The 15,511-nt window shown below is 69.9% G+C and carries 6 protein-coding genes; 2 read left to right on the forward strand and 4 right to left on the reverse strand.

The genetic code is table 11. The annotated features are described in order from the left end of the window. Positions 1-25: 25 nt before the first annotated feature. Positions 26-2,566, reverse strand: a complete 2,541-nt coding sequence (locus tag LGR69_RS20960; protein ID WP_370881390.1) for a glycogen/starch/alpha-glucan phosphorylase — start codon at positions 2,564-2,566, stop codon at positions 26-28. A 321-nt stretch (positions 2,567-2,887) separates the two neighbouring features. Here LGR69_RS20960 and LGR69_RS20965 point away from each other — a divergent pair, with 321 nt between their 5' ends. Both LGR69_RS20965 and glgA read left to right on the forward strand, forming a co-directional pair. Next, positions 2,888-4,471, forward strand: coding sequence for an alpha-amylase family glycosyl hydrolase (locus LGR69_RS20965; RefSeq protein WP_230367237.1), 1,584 nt, complete (start codon positions 2,888-2,890; stop codon positions 4,469-4,471). 220 nt (positions 4,472-4,691) lie between these two features. Further along, entirely contained in the window at positions 4,692-6,233 is a 1,542-nt protein-coding gene (gene glgA, locus LGR69_RS20970; protein ID WP_230367238.1) for a glycogen synthase GlgA, read from the forward strand. A gap of 145 nt (positions 6,234-6,378) precedes the next feature. On the opposite strand, the gene glgB is transcribed toward glgA, so the two are convergent. From glgB to LGR69_RS20985, 3 genes are all read right to left on the reverse strand, one after another. Beyond that, entirely contained in the window at positions 6,379-8,664 is a 2,286-nt protein-coding gene (glgB, locus tag LGR69_RS20975; RefSeq protein ID WP_091864427.1) for a 1,4-alpha-glucan branching protein GlgB, read from the reverse strand. Continuing rightward, entirely contained in the window at positions 8,661-11,939 is a 3,279-nt protein-coding gene (gene treS, locus LGR69_RS20980; RefSeq protein WP_007558743.1) for a maltose alpha-D-glucosyltransferase, read from the reverse strand. Before treS ends, glgB begins: the two co-directional genes overlap by 4 nt. Positions 11,940-12,084: 145 nt before the next feature. Continuing rightward, positions 12,085-15,471, reverse strand: a complete 3,387-nt coding sequence (locus tag LGR69_RS20985) for a maltotransferase domain-containing protein (protein ID WP_230367239.1) — start codon at positions 15,469-15,471, stop codon at positions 12,085-12,087. Positions 15,472-15,511 lie beyond the last annotated feature (40 nt).

A 15,511-nucleotide genomic window follows, 5' to 3' on the forward strand; every position in this document is an offset into this window, starting at 1 on the left:
GGCGAAGCCCGATAAGGCCGGGACGTCAGCTCAGGCGGACGCGCCAGATCTCCTCGGCGTATTCGCGCATCGACCGGTCGGACGAGAACCACGCCATCCGGGCGGTGTTGCGGATCGCCTTGGCCCACCAGCCGCGCGGGTCGCGCCAGGCGGCGTCGATGGAGCGCTGCACCCGCCAGTAATCGTCGAAATCGGCGGTGAGCAGGTACTGGTCGCGCTGGCGCAGGTCGTCGGTGAGCGGCCGGAACCGGCCCGGCTCCTCCGGCGAGAACCGCCCGGAGGCGATCATGTCGAGGGCGGCCGCCAGCCGCGGCGAGGCCTGGATCGCCGTCGCGGCGTAGCCCGGCTCGGCCTCGCGCGCCTGCACCCCGGCCGCGTCGAGGCCGAAGATGAAGATGTTGTCCGCCCCGACATGGTCGCGGATCTCGATATTGGCCCCGTCCAGCGTGCCGACCGTGAGCGCGCCGTTGAGGGCGAACTTCATGTTGCCGGTGCCCGACGCCTCCATGCCGGCGGTGGAGATCTGTTCCGACAGGTCGGCGGCCGGGATGATCGCCTCCGCCAGGCTCACCGAGTAGTTCGGCAGGAACACCACCTTCAGCCGGCCGGCGATGTCCGGATCGTCGTTCACCGCCTTGGCCACGTCGCAGGCGAGCTTGATGATCAGCTTGGCCCGCACGTAGCTCGGCGCCGCCTTGCCGGCGAAGATCTTCACCCGGGGCGTCCAGTCCCGGTGCGGCTCGGCCTTGATCGCCTGGTAGAGCGCCACCGTCTCGACGACGTTGAGCAGCTGGCGCTTGTATTCGTGGATGCGCTTGACCTGGACGTCGAACAGCGCGTCCGGGTCGATGTCGGTGCCGGTGCGCTCGGCCACGAGCTTGGCGAGCGCCTCCTTGCGCTGCCGGCGCACGGCGGCGTAGCGCGCCACGAAGGCGGGATCCTCGGCATGGGCCTCGAGGCCCCGGAGCAGCTCGGGATCGTCGAGAACGCCCGCGCCCACCGTCTCCACGGCGAGCCGGGTGAGGCCCGGATTGGCGTTGTGGAGCCAGCGCCGGAAGGTGATGCCGTTGGTCTTGTTGACGATCTTGTCCGGATCCAGGGCGTGCAGCGGCGCGAACACCGTGGACCGCATCAGGTCGGTGTGCAGCGCCGAGACGCCGTTGACCCGGCGGGAGCCGTGGAAGGCGAGGTGCCCCATCCGCACCCGGCGGCCATGGGCCTCGTCGATCAGCGAGATCGAGGCCAGGTAGGCGGCGTCCTGGTGGGCGGCGTCCTGGCGGCCGTGCTTGGCCTGCTCCTCGAGATGCATCCAGTTGATCAGGTAGATGATCTGCATGTGGCGCGGCAGCAGCCGCTCCATCAGCTCCACCGGCCAGGTCTCCAGCGCCTCGGGCAGCAGGGTGTGGTTGGTGTAGTTCAGCGTGTTGGTGGTGACGTGCCACGCATCCTCCCAGGAGAGGTCGTGGTCCTCCATCAGGATGCGCATCAGCTCCGGCACCGCGATCGCCGGGTGGGTGTCGTTGAGCTGGATCGCCGCGTGGTCCGGCAGGGACCGCACGTCGCCGCGCTCCGTGACGTGGCGGGCGATGAGGTCCTGAAGCGAGGCCGAGGTGAAGAAGTATTCCTGGCGCAGGCGCAGCTCCTGGCCGTCGGCCGAGGAATCGCTCGGGTAGAGCACCCGCGAGATCGCCTCGGCGCGCATGCGCGCCGCGACCGCGCCGACATGGTCGCCGCCGTTGAAGCGGGCGAGGTCGACGGGCTCGCCGGCCTCCGCCTTCCACAGGCGCAGCCGGTTGACGTGGCGCCCGCGCCAGCCGACCACCGGGATGTCGTGGGCGACCGCCTGGACGGTCTCGGCCGGCTGCCAGTGGCGGCGGATCACGCCCTCGCCGGGCGAGGACAGGGTGACGGTGCCGCCGAAGCCGATCCTGTAGGTCGCGTCGGGCCGGACGAACTCCCAGGGGTTGCCCTCCGCGAGCCAGGTCTCCGGCGCCTCGCGCTGCCAGCCGTCCTCGAAGGATTGGCGGAACAGGCCGTGGTCGTACCGGATGCCGTAGCCGATCGCCGGGATGCCGATGCTGGCCATGCTGTCCATGAAGCAGGCGGCGAGCCGCCCGAGCCCGCCATTGCCGAGCGCCGCGTCGGGCTCGGCATCCTGCACGGCGTCGAGATCGACCCCGAGCTCCCGGAGCGCCGCCCGGGTCGTCTCGGTGAGGCCGAGGTTGTTCATCGCGTCCGACATCAGCCGGCCGATCAGGAATTCGAGCGAGAGGTAGTAGACCCGCTTGTTCGGCACGGCCTTCTCGGAGGCCATGCAGGCCGCCACGATCCGCTCGCGCAGGGCCAGCGCGGTGGCGGCGAACCAGTCGCGCGGACGGGCGTTCTCGGGCGTCCGGCCCAGCGCGAAGCTGAGCTTGGCGCGGATCGATTCCCGCAGGTCGACCACGGAATCGCCGGTCTGGGACAGGAGCGGCGCGGTCCAGGCGGCGGGGGCCGGGATCTGGGAAGCGCTGTCGTCGCGCGAGGCGTCCCGCGGGGCGGGCGGAGTGAGAACGTCGTTCAGCACGTGCAGGTCCCCCAAAGTCGGCTCCCTGGATGCTAGCGCCAGGGGTATCGTGGGCGGATTATCTCTTTTGATGGATTGCCACCGCGTGAACGGGCGGACATCCGAGCCCCGAAGCCGCGACTGTGCGGCCGGCTTCCGGGCGAAGTCGTGGCAGCGCCGCCCCGACCGGGGTGCGCGACTACGCGGCCAGAGATATGGCGCGACTACGTGACATTCTAGACACAACGGCCGGCCCGGCCAGCCCGCATCGCGCGCATCTGAGCCGTCGCCAGCGCGCGGCTCAGCGGTTAACCCTGCACCCGGGGATTCGCGAGGGGCAGCATGACCGAGACCGTCTGGTGGAAGCGTGGGACCGTCTACCAGGTCTATCCCCGCTCGTTCCAGGACACGAACGGCGACGGGGTCGGCGACCTGCCGGGCATCACGGCGCGGCTGGACTACCTCGCCTGGCTCGGGGTCGACGCCGTGTGGATCTCGCCGGTCTACCCCTCGCCCATGGCGGATTTCGGCTACGACGTGGCCGATTACTGCGGCATCGACCCGTTATTCGGCACGCTCGCCGATTTCGACGCGCTGATCGCCGAGGCCCATCGGCGCAAGCTCAAGGTGATCCTCGACTTCGTGCCCAACCATTCCTCGATCGCGCATCCGTGGTTCGCGGAGAGCCGGTCGTCGCGGTCGAGCCCGAAGCGGGACTGGTACATCTGGCGCGACCCGGCCCCGGGGGGCGGTCCGCCGAACAACTGGGTGTCGAATTTCGGCGGCCCGGCCTGGACGCTCGATGCGGCCTCCGGCCAGTACTATTACCACGCCTTCCTGGCCGAGCAGCCGGACCTGAACTGGCGCAACCCCGCCGTGCGGGCCGCGATGCACGACGCCCTGCGCTTCTGGCTGGAGCGCGGCGTCGACGGGTTCCGGGTCGACGTGATCTGGCACCTGATGAAGGATGCCGGATTCCGCGACAACCCGGCCAATCCCGACTACGCGCCGGGCACGCCCGAGATCAACCGCTTCACCCAGGTCTATTCCGCCGACCGCCCGGAGGTGTTCGACGTGATCGCCGGGATGCGGGCGGTGCTGCGCCAGTACGGCGAGCGGGTGCTGATCGGGGAGATCTACCTGCCGATCGAGCGGCTGGTGGCCTATTACGGCCCGGACCTCACCGGCGCCGACCTGCCCTTCAACTTCCAGCTGATCCAGACCCCGTGGCGGGCCGACGCGGTCGCCGACCTCGTGGCCAATTACGAGGCGGCGTTGCCCGAGGGCGGCTGGCCGAACTGGGTGCTGGGCAACCACGACCAGCCGCGGATCGCCGCCCGGGTCGGCGAGGCCCAGGCGCGCATCGCCGCGATGCTGCTGCTCACCTTACGCGGCACCCCGACCCTCTATTACGGCGACGAGATCGGCCTCGGCCACGTCCCGATCCCCCCGGGGCGCGCCCAGGACCCCTGGGAGCGCAACGAGCCCGGCCACGGCCGCGACCCGGAACGCACGCCGATGCAGTGGGACGAGTCTCCGCAGGCCGGCTTCTCCACCGCGGAGCCGTGGCTGCCCCTCTCCGAGGATTGGGCGACCCGCAACGTCGAGAGCCAGCGCTCGGATCCCGGTTCGATGCTGACCCTGCACCGGCGGCTCCTGGCGCTGCGGCGCGACCAGGCGGCGCTCGCGGTCGGCGACTACCGGGGGCTGCCGGTCGAAGCCGCGGACGTGTTCGCCTACGAGCGCAGCGCCGACGGGGAGAGCCTGCGGGTGATCCTGAACTTCGGCGATGCCCCTCAGAGCCTGCCGCTGCCCGAGGGCAATTGGGTCGTGCTGCTCTCGACGCTCGCCGGTCGGGCGGGCGAGCGGATCCGGGCGCCCCTCGCCCTCGCACCCGCCGAGGGGGTGATCCTGCGCCGGGCCTGAGGGCCCGGCCCTCCCCTGCCATCTCTTGTCGCAGTGCAGCGCAGTCATCAAGCTGTGGCCGAATCTGTAACCGATGCTTAAGGCTGTCCCTGGCCTATTTTGTGCGTCGCAGCGGAACTGTTGCGACGAAGGAGCATTGGACATGGTTGAGGCCGTGACAGCCGTGTCTGCCCGATCCTCTGCCCGACCGGGGCATCCCGCCCGGCCAGGATCGATGCCCATGCACGACGCGCTTCGCGGTGGTTCGCTCGCCGACGAGTCCTTCGGCGAGAGCGGCGGTGCCGCAGCGCAGTTCACCAACCCGGCCTGGCCGGCCTCGCTGCGCCGCCGCATCCTCTACGCCACCCCGGAGATGGCCGATTTCGTGAAGACCGGCGGCCTCGGCGAGGTCTCGGCCGCCCTGCCCCGGGCCCTGGTGCCGCATTACGACATCCGGGTCCTGATCCCCGGCTACCGCCAGGTCCGGGCCGCCTTCCCGGAGATTCCGGTGGTCGCCCGGCTCGAGGGCTTCGCGGGCGTCCCGCCCTGCGACCTCGGCCTGGTCGAGGCCGCCGACGGATTGCGCATCTACGTCCTGCTGGCGCCCGAGCTCTACGAGCGCGACGGCACGCCCTACGGCGACGCCCACGGCGATTTCGGCGACAACGACCTGCGCTTCGCCCGCCTGAGCCTCGCGGCCGCGGAGATCGCCGCCGGCGCCGATTCCGACTGGGCGGCCGACCTGCTGCACCTCAACGACTGGCAGGCAGCCCTCGCCCCGGCCTACCTGGCCTGGCGCGGCCGGCGCATCCCGAGCGTGCTGACCATCCACAACCTCGCCTATCAGGGCCTCTTCCCCCGCGACAGCCTGGGCCGCCTCGGCGTGCCGGATTCGGCCTTCCAGGTCGACGGCGCCGAGTTCTACGGCCAGCTCTCCTTCCTCAAGGCCGGCATCTTCTACGCCTCGCAGGTCACCACGGTGAGCGAGACCTATGCCCGCGAGATCCAGACGCCCGAGATGGGCTGCGGGCTCGACGGGCTGCTGCGCACCCGCGCCGGCCAGGGCCGGCTCGCCGGCATCCTCAACGGCATCGACGAGAGCTGGGACCCGAGCACCGACCAGCACCTCGCCACCCGGTTCGAGGTCGACGACTGGAAGGGCAAGCGCGCCAATGCCGAGGCGGTGCGCCAGCAATTCGGGCTCGCGGTCTCGCGCGGGCCGCTCTTCGCCATCGTCTCGCGCCTGGTGCACCAGAAGGGCATCGACCTGAGCCTGCAGGCGGCCGAGGCGATCGTCGCTGAGGGCGGCCAGCTCGTGGTGATCGGCCAGGGCGAGGGCCGGTTCGAGCAGGCTTTGCGCGGCCTGGCCAAGCGCCACCCCGACGCGGTCGGCGTCCATGTCGGATTCGAGGAGGCCCAGGCCAGGCGGATGTTCGCCGGCAGCGACTTCCTGCTGATGCCCTCGCGGTTCGAGCCGTGCGGGCTCGCCCAGATGTACGCCCAGCGCTTCGGCTCCCTGCCGATCGTGCACCGCACCGGGGGGCTGGCCGACACGGTCGAGGACGGGGTGACCGGCTTCACCTTCGCGGAGGCCTCGGCCTCGGCCTTCGGGTCGGCGGTCCGCCGGGCCTTCGAGGCGTTCGGCCAGAAGAAGCGCCTCAACGCCATGCGCCGGCGCGCCATGGCCGCCCGGTTCGGCTGGGACCAGGCCGCCGACAGCTATGCCGGCCTCTACGCCCGCGCCATGGGCAACAGCCCGGCGCTGCGCTGGCGCGCGGCGTAAGGCCGGGTTTCCGAAGGGCTTAGCCCTTTGGCGGGGTGTCGGTGTCGGTGTCGGGGGCTGGGAAGCCCCCGAGACACCAGGGCTCTGCCCTGGACCCGCAAAAGGTCACGGACCTTTCGAATCCGTGACCTTCGGGGACGAGTCTCTATCGCTCCAGCACGAAGATCATCGTGGCCAGCGGCGGCAGGGTCAGCGACAGGGACTGGGCCTGGCCGTGGCTCGCCTCCCCGTCGGTGTGGCGGCCGCCGTTGTTGCCGAGATTCGAGCCGCCATAGACCGCCGCGTCCGAGTTGAACGCCTCGCGGTAGAAGCCCGCCTCCGGCACGCCGACCCGGTAGCCCTCCCGGGGGATCGGGGTGAAGTTCGACACCACGATCGCGACCTCGCCGGGATTGGCGCCCTTGCGGGCCCAGGCGATGACGCTGTTGTCCTGGTCGTCGGCCACCAGCCACTGGAACCCGGTATGCTCGACGTCCCGCGCGTAGAGGGCCGGGGTCGAGACGTAGAGCCGGTTGAGGTCCCGGACCACGTCCTTGACGCCCTTGTGCAGGGGATCGTCGAGCAGGTGCCAGTCCAGGCTGTTGTCGTGGTTCCACTCCCGCTCCTGGCCGAACTCGCCGCCCATGAACAGCAGCTTCTTGCCGGGATGGCCCCACATGAAGCCGAAATAGGCGCGCAGGTTCGCGAATTTCTGCCAGCGGTCGCCCGGCATCTTGCCGAGCAGCGAGCCCTTCCCGTGCACGACCTCGTCGTGGGAGAGCGGCAGGATGAAATTCTCCGAGAAGGCGTAGAGCAGCCCGAAGGTCAGGTTGTGGTGGTGGTAGCGGCGGTGGATCGGATCCTCCGACACGTATTTCAACGTGTCGTGCATCCAGCCCATGTTCCACTTGAAGCCGAAGCCGAGGCCGCCCGTGTAGGTCGGGTGCGAGACCCCCGGCCAGGAGGTCGATTCCTCGGCCACCGTGATCGTGCCCGGGGCGTGGCTGTAGGTCGCCTCGTTGGTCTTGCGCAGGAAGTCGATGGCGTCGAGGTTCTCGTTGCCGCCGTAGCGGTTCGGGATCCACTCGCCCTGCCGGCGCGAATAGTCGAGGTAGAGCATCGACGCCACGGCATCCACCCGCAGGCCGTCGAGGTGGTAGTGCTCCAGCCAGAACCGGGCATTGGCGGCCAGGAAGGTCGCGACCTCGGTCCGGCCGAAATTGTAGATGTAGGTGCCCCAATCCTGGTGGAAGCCCTGGCGCGGGTCGGCATGCTCGTAGAGATGCGTGCCGTCGAACAGGCCAAGCCCGTGGGCGTCGAGCGGGAAGTGGCCGGGCACCCAGTCGAGCAGGATGCCGATGCCGGCCTCGTGGGCGGCGTCCACGAAGGCGGCGAAATCCTCAGGCGTGCCGAAGCGGCTGGTCGGCGCGAACAGCGAGACCGGTTGGTAGCCCCAGGACCCGTCGAACGGGAACTCGGTGATCGGCAGCATCTCGATATGGGTGAAGCCCATATCCTTGACGTAGGGGATCAGCCTTTCGCCCAGCTCCTTGTAGGTGAGGTAGCGGTTGCCCTCCTCGGGCACCCGCGCCCAGGAGCCGAGATGGACCTCGTAGATCGAGATCGCGGCGTGGCGCGGGTCCTTGGCGCCCCGGGTCTTCATCCAGCCGGAATCGCGCCAGGCGAACTCACCCGTGCCGTGGGTGATCGAGGCGGTCTCCGGCGGGTGCTGCGCCGCGAAGGCGACCGGGTCGGCCTTGAGCGGGATCAGGGCGCCGTCGGGGCCGCGGATCTCGAACTTGTAGCAGACGCCGGCCTTGAGGCCGGGCACGAACAATTCCCAGATCCCGCCATCCTGCCACAGGCGCATCGGGTGGCGCCGTCCGTCCCAGTCGTTGAAGTCGCCGACCACGCTGACCTTGCGGGCATTGGGCGCCCACACGGCGAAGCGGAAGCCGTCGATGCCGTCGAGCTGGCCCGACTGGGCGCCGAGCATCCGGTAGACCAGGTTGGTGCCGACCTCGCGCAGGGTCGCGACATCGTACTGCTCGATCGAGGAGCCGAAGCCGTAGGGGTCGTAGCGCCGCGTCTTGGTCCCGTCCCAGAACTCGACCTCGATCTCGTAGAGCGGCCGGCCCTCGCCCTCGACCCGGGCGACGTAGAACCCGTCCGGATGCCGCTTCTCGAACGGCACGGTGCGGTCGCTCATCACCAGGGCGGCGGCGCGGGCCTCGGGCAGGACGGCGCGGACCTCCCACAGGTCCGGGCCGACCCGGTGGGGGCCGAGCACCGAGAACGGGTCGCCGTGGTTGGCGCTCATCAGCGCCGCGATCGCGTCCGGATGGACGCTCGGCGGCGCCGAGGTGGCTCCGGAATGCGGGACATCCGCGTTCCGCGCGCTCGCCGCTTCCGGGTCGATCCGCGGTGCGAAGGTCTCGTCGATCGCCGTCATTCGGTTTCCCCGGGCTCGTGTCCGTCCGTGTCCAGAATGGTGAGAACCCCCCGTGCGGGGATTTCGATCCAGTCCGGCCGGTTGTTGGCCTCGTAATCGACTTCGTAGAGCGCCTTGGTCAGCAGGCAGAGGCGCAGCAGCCGCGCCCGCGTGTCCGGGTCGGTCACGGCCGCCCGCGTCCCCGCCACGGCCGCCTCGTAGCCGGCCAGGAACGCCGCCTCGATCATGCCGCGCCACGCCGTGGCGGCGTCCCGCGCCCGCTCCTCGGAATCACCGAACCGGATGGCGATCTCGCGAACCACCGTCTCGGCCCCGTACGCGAAGGAGCGCATCAGGCCGGCGACGTCGCGCAGCGGCATCGACTTCGCCCGCCGCTCGTCGGCCGGGCGCGAGGGCTCGCCCTCGAAGTCGACGATGATCAGGTCGCTCTCGGAGACCAGCACCTGACCGAGGTGATAATCGCCGTGGATCCGGATCTTGTGGGCCCCACGCGGCGGCTCGGCGCTGAGCTGCTCGATCAGCGCCTCGACCTCGGCGCGCCGCTGCATCAGCGCCGTGCAGGCGGGCTTGCCGGCATCCAGGCCGCGCTCGGCGAGACCCTTCAGCGCCCGGAAGGCCCGCTCGGCCTGGTGGCGCGCATCCCGGGCGAGCACCGCCAGGTCGTCCTCGGCGAAGGGCTCGGCCGCGAAGGCCGGGTCGTCCGTCTCCATGGCGAAGGCGGCGTGCATCTCGGCGGTGCGCCGGCCGAGCAGGTCCGCCCAGGGGCCATGGGCCTGGAACGCCTCCTCGGGGCTGGCGGCCTCGCTCTCGGGGGTGAGCACCACGGTCTCGAAGTCCCGGCGCAGGCCCTCGAGCATCAGGGTCCAGGCGTCGCCCTGGTTGAGGACGAATTTCTGCAGGACCGCGAGGGCCGTGCGGGTGCCGTCCTCGGCGACGTGCTCCAGGGTGCCGAGCAGCGCCGGGGTGTTGGCGAAGCCCGCGGTCTCGGTGAGGAAGCGCCCGACCTCGATCTCGGGATGCGTGCCCGGCTGCAGGCGGCGCAGCAGCTTGAGCATCATCTTCGAGCCGATGGCGATCGAGGTGTTGCTCTGCTCGGCCGAGAGCCGGCGGATGTCGGCGGTGTCGACCGTGACGCCGTCATCGAAGGCCGAGGTGGTGGAAAAGACCAGCCGCCCGCTCTCCGTGGGCAATTCGGTGCCCCGGCGCATGTCCTCGATCAGGCAGGCGGCGAAGTCGTTGGAGCCGGCCGCCCCGTAGAGCAGGCCGGTCCGCGGGCCGCGGCGCACCCGCGCCACCGCGAAGGGCAGGAGCGTCTCGTCCTCCCGGCCCTCCTCCACGCCCACGGGCATGAAGTATTCGTGGCTCTCGCCGTTGGCGAGCTGCACCTGCAGCCGCGGCAGCAGGAAGCGCGCGCTGCCGTCCCCGTCCTTGAGGGCGGCGCAGTCGATCACCTTCACGGACCGGATCCGCGAGCCCTTGGCGCCGAACCAGCGCCGGCTCGATAGGAACGGCGGCACCACGGTGCGCTCGAAGGCGACGCGCTCGCGACCCGACATCAGGCTCTCGATGCCGCCGGTCAGCACCAGGGTGAACAGCTCGGGCTGCTCCTGCTGCGGGCCGATCGCGCCCGAGCGGGCCGCGCTTAAGGAGAACCAGTAGAAGCCGTAGGACGGCAGGGTCAGCAGGTAGGGCAGGTCGCCGATCGGCGGGAACTCGGTGCCGCCGGTCAGCTCGATCGGCACCGCGGTGCGCAGCTCCGACAGGTCGAGCTGCACCGCCTGCGGCGCCCGCGACAGGTTGGCGACGCACAGGATCCGCTCGTCCTCGTGCTCGCGGATCCAGGCCAGGACCTTGCGGTTCGAGGGATACAGGAACTGGATCGTGCCGCGCCCGAGCGCGACGCTGTTGTTGCGGATCGCGATCATCCGCCGGGTCCAGTTCAGCAGGCTGGTCTGCGACTGGGTCTGCGCCTCGACGTTGATCGCGTCGAAGCCGTAGATCGGGTCCTGGATCGCCGGCAGGAACAGCCGCTGCGGGTTCGCCCGGGAGAAGCCGCCGTTGCGGTCCGGGGTCCATTGCATCGGCGTGCGCACGCCGTCGCGGTCGCCGAGATAGATGTTGTCGCCCATGCCGATCTCGTCGCCGTAATACAGCACCGGCGTGCCGGGCATCGACAGGACGAGGGACTTCATCAGCTCGATCTTGCGCCGGTCGTTCTCGAGCAGCGGCGCGAGGCGGCGGCGGATGCCGAGATTGATCCGGGCGCGCCGCTCGGCGGCGTAGAACGACCAGAGGTAGTCGCGCTCTTCCGCCGTCACCATCTCGAGGGTCAGCTCGTCGTGGTTGCGCAGGAAGATCGCCCACTGGCAGCCCTCGGGGATTTCCGGGGTCTGGCGCATGATGTCGGTGATCGGGTGCCGGTCCTCCCGGGCGATCGCCATGTACATCCGCGGCATCAGCGGGAAGTGGAACGCCATGTGGCATTCGTCGCCGTCGCCGAAATACTGCGCGGTCTCCTCCGGCCACTGGTTGGCCTCGGCCAGCAGCATCCGGTCGGGATAGCTGGCATCGAGCGCGGCCCGGATCGCCTTGATGACGTCGTGGGTCTCCCGGAGGTTCTCGCAGTTCGTGCCGTCGCGCTCGATCAGGTAGGGGATCGCGTCGAGCCGCAGGCCGTCGACGCCCATGTCGAGCCAGTAGCGCATCGTCGCAATGACCGCTTCCAGCACCTTCGGGTTGTCGAAGTTCAGGTCCGGCTGGTGGCTGTAGAACCGGTGCCAGAAATACTGCTTGGCGACCGGGTCCCAGGTCCAGTTCGAGGCCTCGGTGTCGAGGAAGATGATCCGCGTGTCCTTGTACGGCTCGTCGGTATCCGACCAGACGTAGAAGTCGCGCTCGGGCGAGCCGGGGGGCGCCTCGCGGGCCGCCTGGAACCAGGGATGCTGGTCGCTGGTGTGGTTGATCACGAGCTCGGTGATCACCCGCAGGCCGCGCTCGTGCGCCGCCTCCACGAAGGCCTTGAAGTCCTCCATGGTCCCGTAGGAGGGGTTGATGCCCTCGTAATCGGCGATGTCGTAGCCGTCGTCGCGCAGGGGCGAGGGATAGAACGGCATCAGCCAGATCGCCGTGACCCCGAGGTCGCGGACGTAATCGAGCCGCCGGGTCAGCCCTTCGAAATCGCCGATCCCGTCGTCGTTCGAGTCGAAGAACGACTTGACGTGGATCTGGTAGATGATGGCGTCACGGTACCATTGCGGGTCGCTGCGATCGATCATCGCGTCGCTGCCTCATCGGTCGAATTTACTGGGACCGGCGGTCGGGACCGGCCGGGGCGCGGGCGGTCGGCCGCGCGGCGCAATGGTCGGCGACGGGCGGGCCCGTCGTCGGGATCAGACGCATGGTCAGGTGCCATGGGTGGGCTCAGCCCGCAACCCGCCGCGGCGCCCGAAGACGCCAGATGATGCAGGATCGCTCGGCCGGATCGAGCGCGATGCGGTGGGACCGGCCCCGCAGCTCGAACGTGTAGCCCTGGAGCAGGTCCTCCACCTCCACGGCGCCGTCATCCGGCAGGCCGAACAGCCAGAGCGGCACCTCGTAGGTGCATTCCTGGCGGTTCTTGGGATCGAGGTTGACCATGGTGAACACGCAATTGTCGCGCTCCGGCGTCGCCTTGGCGTAGGCGATGATCTGGTCGTTGGAGGCGCCGGTGAAGACCACGTTGCGGAAGTCCCAGAGGGCGGGGTTCTCGCGGCGGATCGTGTTCAGCTTGACGATATGCTCGCGGATGTTGCCGGGCCGGTCGTAGTCCCAGGCCTTCAGCTCGTATTTCTCGGAGTTGAGATACTCCTCCTTGCCCGGGTAGGGGGCCGCCTCGCACAGCTCGAAGCCGTTGTAGATGCCGTAGACCGACGAGAGGGTGGCGGCGAGCGTGCCGCGAATGACGAAGCCCGCACGCCCGCTGGTCTGGAGGAAATACGGGTTGATGTCGGGGGTATTCGCGAAGAAATTCGGGCGGTAGTACTCGCCCATCTCGCCGGCCAGCTCCAGGGCGTACTCGGTCAGCTCCTGCTTGGTGTTGCGCCAGGTGAAGTAGGTGTAGCTCTGCTGGTAGCCGGCCTTGGCGAGCTTCTTCATCATCTTCGGCCGAGTGAAGGCCTCGGCCAGGAACAGCGCGTCGGGATAGCGGCCGTTGACCTCGGCGATCACCCATTCCCAGAACGGGATCGGCTTGGTGTGCGGGTTGTCGACCCGGAAGATGCGCACGCCCCTTGCGCACCAGCCGAGCAGGATGTCGCGCAGCTCGATCCAGAGCGAGGGCAGGGCGCCCCCGTAGAAATGGACGTTCGAGATGTCCTCGTACTTCTTCGGCGGGTTCTCGGCGAAGCGGAGCGTCCCGTCGGGGCGCCACTCGAACCATTCCGGATGGTTCTTGATCCAGGGATGGTCCGGCGAGCACTGGATCGCGAAGTCGAGGGCTATCTCCATGCCGTAGGCGTGGCTCGCTGCCACCAGGCGCTCGAAATCCTCCAGCGTCCCGAGCTCGGGATGCACGGCCTCGTGGCCGCCCTCCTCCGCGCCGACCGCGTAGACCGAGCCGACATCCCCGGGCTCGGCCTTGAGGGTGTTGTTCTTGCCCTTGCGGTTGGTCCGGCCCACCGGATGGATCGGCGTGAAGTAGAGCACGTCGAAGCCGAGCTCGCGGATCTCCGGCAGGCGCCTGATCACGTCGTCGAAGGTGCCGTGGCGGTTCACGTCCATCGACTGGGAGCGCGGGAAGATCTCGTACCAGGCGGAGAACCGGGCCGCGAGGCGGTCGGCGATCACCGGCAGGATTACCGGATAGCGGCTGAGATTCACCCGCTCGGCGTTCCGGCGCACGAGGCTCGCGGCCTCGGGCTGGAGGATCCGCTCGAGCTGGGCGGCCGAGCCGGTCTCCTCCGCGGCCAGAGCGGCGACCAGGGCGGCCAGCCGCTCCGCGTCGCGCCCGGCGGCGCGGCTGCGGGCGAGGGATGCTGCGGTCTCGACCAGGGTGACGCCCTCGATCGTTTCCAGGCGGATGTCGACGCCGGCGGCGCGCTTCTTCAGGGTGTCGCGCACCCAGGAGGAGAACGGGTCGCGCCAGGCGATCAGGGTGAACTCGTAGCGGGCGTTGCGCTCCAGGGGGAATTGCCCGGCCCAGCGGTCGTTGTCGACGAAGACCATCGGGTCCTCGCGCCACGCCTCGGTGCCGGCGACCCGCGACAGGATCGCGGCGTCGAGCACCTCGTGGCCGTCGGAGAAGATGTCGGCCTCGACCCGCAGGGATTCGCCGACGATGCGCTTCACCGCCGAGCGGCCGCCGTCGATCTCCGGGCTCACAGCCTCGATCACCACCCTCCCCTCGCCGTCCGGCGCGCCGCGCTCGGGCAGCTGGGCGACCTGGGCGGCGCTCGCACTCAGGACGCGCAGCTCGCCCGGCAGCAGGTCGATGGCGCTGCCGGGATGGAAGGCGATCGGCTCGGCCTCGGGGGTCCGGTCGACGAAGGCGCCGAGCATCCCGCCGGTCCGGGCGATGAGCGTGCCGGCATCCACCGGCACCGGCTTGTCCGAGGGGTTGTAGAGCACGATCAGCGCGTGCCGCGCCGAGGCCGGATGGCCGGTGTCGAAGCGGGCGAGCGCCACGAGGTCGCTGTCGGGGGCCGAGATGCGCAGCTGCGCACCCTCGACATTGGCGGCCGGCAGCTCGGCCCGCAGGGCATTGATCGCCCGGATCGAGGCGGAGATGTCGATGCCGGTGTCGTTCTCGCGGTCGCGCGGGGTGGTCTCGACCACGTGCAGCGCCCGCCGGTAGCCCCATTCGTAGCCGATCGGCATCAGCACGCCGGCCGAGAAGAAGGCGGCCAGCGCGTAGCGGTTGCGTAGGTGCCGCGCCACCGCCTCGGGGCCACCGCTGATTTCGGCGGCCAGCCGCTTCATGTCGTGGTTTTCCGGGAAGGCGATCGAGGGTGCCAGCACCCGGAGGCGCTCGTACTGCTCCAGCGCCCAGGGCTTCTTCAGGTCCCACCAGGCGAAGGAGTTGAACAGGTAGTCGAAGCCGGCGCCGGCGGTGGCCTTCGCCTCCTCGAAGGTGCAGCCCAGGGTTTCGGCGGCGAACAGGCAGGCGGGATCGCGGCCCTTGGCCTCCCCGATCAGGACGCGCCAGGTCTCCGGCGGGACCTTGTAGGCGGCGTCGCACCGGAAGCCCGCGACGCCGAGCGCCTGGAGCCGGGCCACGTAGGCGCCCCAGATCCGGGTCAGCTCGTCCCGGGCGGCGGGGGTGTGATAGTCGAGCTCGGCGAGATCGCCCCAGACCGTGCGGATCGAGGGATCGTCCGGATCCACAGCGGCCGGATGCATGATCGAGCCGTCGGGCTCCTTCATGAACAGGTCGGGCCGCTCGACGGCCAGCCGGGCGTTGTCGGCGGTGTGGTTGATCACGAGGTCGGTCATCACCGACAGGCCGGCGGCCTTGGCGGCGGCGCAGAAGCGGTGGATCTGCTCGTCGTCCGGCGTGCCGTCCTGGTCCCGGAACCGCTCGTCGAGCCGCTCGGGATCGGCCACCGCGTAGAGGCTGCGGGAGCCGCCGGTCTGGTGGAACGGGTTCAGGTAGATCCAGTCGAAGCCGAGGCTCGCGATCCGGGGCAGCTCGGCCGTCCAGTCCGAGACGCGCCCGACCAGGAGGGGGAACAGGTTGTAGATCCGCGGTCCCTCGGCGCGGGGCGCCAGGGAGGCCGACAGGACGGCTTCGGCTCCGGTCGTCGCGGCGGCGGCGGTGGTCGGTGCGTTCATGCTGGCCTCTGGCTCCCAATCCATGTCTCGTAACGCCCGA

It is taken from the genome of Methylobacterium brachiatum, from assembly GCF_020523825.1.
Taxonomy (GTDB): Bacteria; Pseudomonadota; Alphaproteobacteria; order Rhizobiales; family Beijerinckiaceae; genus Methylobacterium; species Methylobacterium brachiatum.